Source organism: Flavobacteriales bacterium, assembly GCA_019694795.1.
Taxonomy (GTDB): Bacteria; Bacteroidota; Bacteroidia; order Flavobacteriales_D; family UBA2798; genus UBA2798.
This window is the reverse complement of the sequence record JAIBBF010000118.1, coordinates 1-3,309: the sequence shown is the minus strand read 5'-3', so window position 1 is coordinate 3,309 and position 3,309 is coordinate 1. Positions and strand designations below refer to the sequence as shown.

Sequence of the window (3,309 nt, the reverse complement as noted above, 5' to 3'; positions counted from 1 at the left end):
GACTTCGCGGTTTTACGTTTATAGGAAGGTTTTGCTTTTCGGTATTCTGTTTCGCTGAGATCCTCTTCGTGATGAACAGAAGTACTCAATTCTGCAATTCGTTTTGCTCTGAAGTTTTCTTCATCGTTTTTACCGGCATCTTCTTTGGATAATTCTTTGTTTTCACCAATCGCTTTTGCCAGTAAACCTGCTTTTCGAATCATCCGGGTTTGCTTATAAAGCAGCAAGTCGATTTCTAATAATTCGCTAAATAATAATTTTGCTTTTTTTATTTCACGAAGTTCTTTGAGCTTTTTTAATATCTCATCACTGACCGATTGCATTTCCGGAAGAAAATAAGTTAGAGCTCCTGTTAACTTTGCTTCCATGATGGAATAATAAGCTTCTTTTTTTCCCAATACCGTTGCCTTTGAAAAAGTGATAAAGCGTGTTCCGGTTTCTGCTAAAGGGAAAAGTCGGCTATAGATGGAGTCTAACCATGGTTTTTCTTTTTTTCGGATGGACCGGTTTTCTGATTCTGCTCCTGATTTTCCGGAATGAATGATGGCTTGTAGGATAGAATGAAAATCGAAGGCTTTTGAAATGTAGTCCACCATGTATTTGTCGCTCTCTACATGAACCAATTGCTCCAGTATTTCTTTGGATTCTTTTTTCTCCTGATAACTTTTTACCTGCTGATCGGTATACAGACCATGCATTCGGATTTTTGAAGTTAATACGAGTCCATCCAGAGACCGAAGTCGGGATAAAGCTACATAAACCTGACCTGGAGCAAAGGCATCCTGCGGATCGATGATTGCTTTTGTAAAGGTGAGTCCCTGGCTCTTATGTACGGTAATGGCCCATGCCAATTTTATCGGGTAATGGCGAAAGGTCCCAATTTCAACTTCTTTTATTTCATCGGCTGCTTCATCTGTTTCGAAGCGAACGTTTTTCCATTCATATTTTTCAAGTTCAATCTTCTCCTTGCCTTCATCGATACTTACTATTATAGCATCTTTTTTTAATTCTTCTACAATTCCGATTTTCCCATTAAAGAATCTGGATTGTCCGCTGGGGTCATTTTTAATAAACATAACCTGTGCTCCTGTTTTTAGCTCGAGTTCCTTTTCCATGGGGAACATCGATTCAGGAAAATCTCCCTCTATTTCGGCGGAATAATAAATTGATTTTTCGGGTAGCTGACTCAGAAAACTATTATTGATGGAGTCGGCCTTTTGATTGTGTGTAGTCAGCGTAATGTATTCATCTTTCGGACCCGGATTAAAGTCGGGCTGATAGTATTTATTTAAAATTTCTATATCCTGATCCGTGATTTTGTTTTGTCGTAAATGATTTAAAATTTCAATGAATACATCGTCCTGCTGGCGATAGATTTTTTCCAATTCTATATATAACGGTTTGTTGTCGCGCAGTGAAAGTGCATCAAAAAAATAGGGAGATGGATAATATGATTTTAAAACAGACCATTCATCATTCCGGATTACAGGCGGTAATTGAAGTAAATCGCCAATGAACAGAATTTGTAATCCCCCGAATGGATGGGTGTTTTTTCTGATTTGTTTTAAAACCACATCGATGGCATCTAACAAATCTGCTCTTAACATACTAACTTCATCGATGATGAGGAGCTCCATCTCTTTTATAACGGAGCGTTTTCTGTCGCTTATTTTTAAATTCTTAAGCAGCGAATGCGGCGTGTTAAACCTGGAGGTTAATTCAGACTCATTTAAGGATCTGTTTTCGGGAATAAATGCGCCAAATGGAAGTTGGAACAGGGAGTGAAGAGTACTTCCTCCGGCATTGATGGCAGCAATTCCGGTTGGTGCGGCTATGACTACTTTTTTATGCGAGTGTTCGACTATTTTTTTTAGAAAAGTAGTTTTCCCCGTGCCGGCTTTTCCGGTGAGAAACAAATGCCTGTTGGAATTTTGCAGGAATTGTGTTGCTATTTGTGTAGGGTCGAACATGGAATGAAATGTAAAAATAGAGAATCCTGAGATTCAAAACTTCGAACTTTAAGAATGATGAAATTATGGTTGATGTTCACGAATGTGGACCGGCTTGGAAAAGTGATTTGAAATTTTGGCAGCCAGGTGTTTACCCTCTTCGGTAAATGTCCATGCAAAATAATCCTGAAACGAATATTTTTTTTGCAGTTCAAGAATAGCAGAAATGCACAGATGAAAGGTGATTCCCTTATTTCGGTATTCAGGCAGGGTAAGGGCAGAAGCAAGGTATAATGTTGTAAATGTTGTTAACGTTCTTGAACGTTCGAATAATTCCTGTTCTGTAATTTCTGCATCTAAAAAGCGATGCATTAATTCGGTGTTTGATGGAATGAGTAAAATCCAGCAACAAGGACCTTTTCCTTCGTCTAATTCCGAAACAAAATGGGGATCAAGTTGAATTAATTGTTCAATGACTTCTTCGTTCACCTGCAATTGTTCAGGGTCGTTTCTGGTAGAGAAAATTTCTTCGACCAAATCGATCATGCGTTCAAAATTCGATTTTTCTTTATTCATTACTTGTTTTGATCAATAAATAGAGAATGGCAATAAAAGTGCTTAATCCGGTTAATAAAAACAGAAATGCACTTCCGCCGCTGTACCAGATTGCTCCTGCCAGAAAACTCGCCATCATGGTAGCAATGCTTTGCCAACCGCTTAGTGTTCCTATAGCTGTTGCTTTTTCATCTTTAGGTACTGAACGAACAATCCATGCTTTTCCAATTCCATCGGTTAATGCGGCATATCCTCCGTAGAATAAAAACAGAAAAATAAAATGAACGCTTTTTTCTGCAAACGCAAATCCAACATACACCAAGGTGAAAATTATCAGTCCTGAAATAAATGTTGTACGTAGACCGATTTTATCTGCGATAATTCCGAATGGCCATGCCAATAGTGCATAAGACGCATTGTAAAGAATGTACATCAGGATCACATTCTCATCGCTTTGTCCTGATTCTTTCGCTTTTAACAACAAGAATACATCTGAACTATTCATCAGTGAAAAAATCAGAATACCAATGAATAAATGCAGGTATTTTTTATTGCAGGTTTTTAAATATGAAAAGGATATAAGAAGTTTTGGTTTTTCCTTTTTCTCCTTTTTTTCAATCCCGCTTTCGTGTATTAAGAACGTAAATACTACAGCTAATACACCCGGAATAAATGCAATAAAAAACAATAAGGAATATTCTCCCGGATAATAATAAAGAAAGAGTAGTGCTAATGCAGGACCCGCCACCGCACCCAGGGTATCCATTGAACGATGAAAACCAAAAACTTTTCCGTGATCTTTTTC

The 3,309-nt window shown here is 37.8% G+C and carries 3 protein-coding genes; all 3 read right to left on the bottom strand.

Going from position 1 to position 3,309, the window contains the following annotated elements:
• Nucleotides 1-1,970: AAA family ATPase (locus K1X56_15095; GenBank protein ID MBX7096045.1), on the bottom strand; the 1,970-nt coding region annotated here is incomplete at its 3' end.
• Between the two features lie 63 nt (nt 1,971-2,033).
• Complete coding sequence (locus tag K1X56_15090; GenBank protein ID MBX7096044.1) at nt 2,034-2,525, bottom strand: hypothetical protein; 492 nt, start codon at nt 2,523-2,525, stop codon at nt 2,034-2,036.
• On the bottom strand, nt 2,518-3,309 hold a 792-nt coding region (locus K1X56_15085; GenBank protein ID MBX7096043.1), incomplete at its 5' end, for an MFS transporter. The genes K1X56_15085 and K1X56_15090, both read right to left, overlap by 8 nt.

Excerpts from the sequence above, each read along its gene's own strand:
- K1X56_15090 (MBX7096044.1), bottom strand. The coding sequence starts at position 2,525 with ATGAATAAAGAAAAATCGAATTTTGAACGCATGATCGATTTGGTCGAA.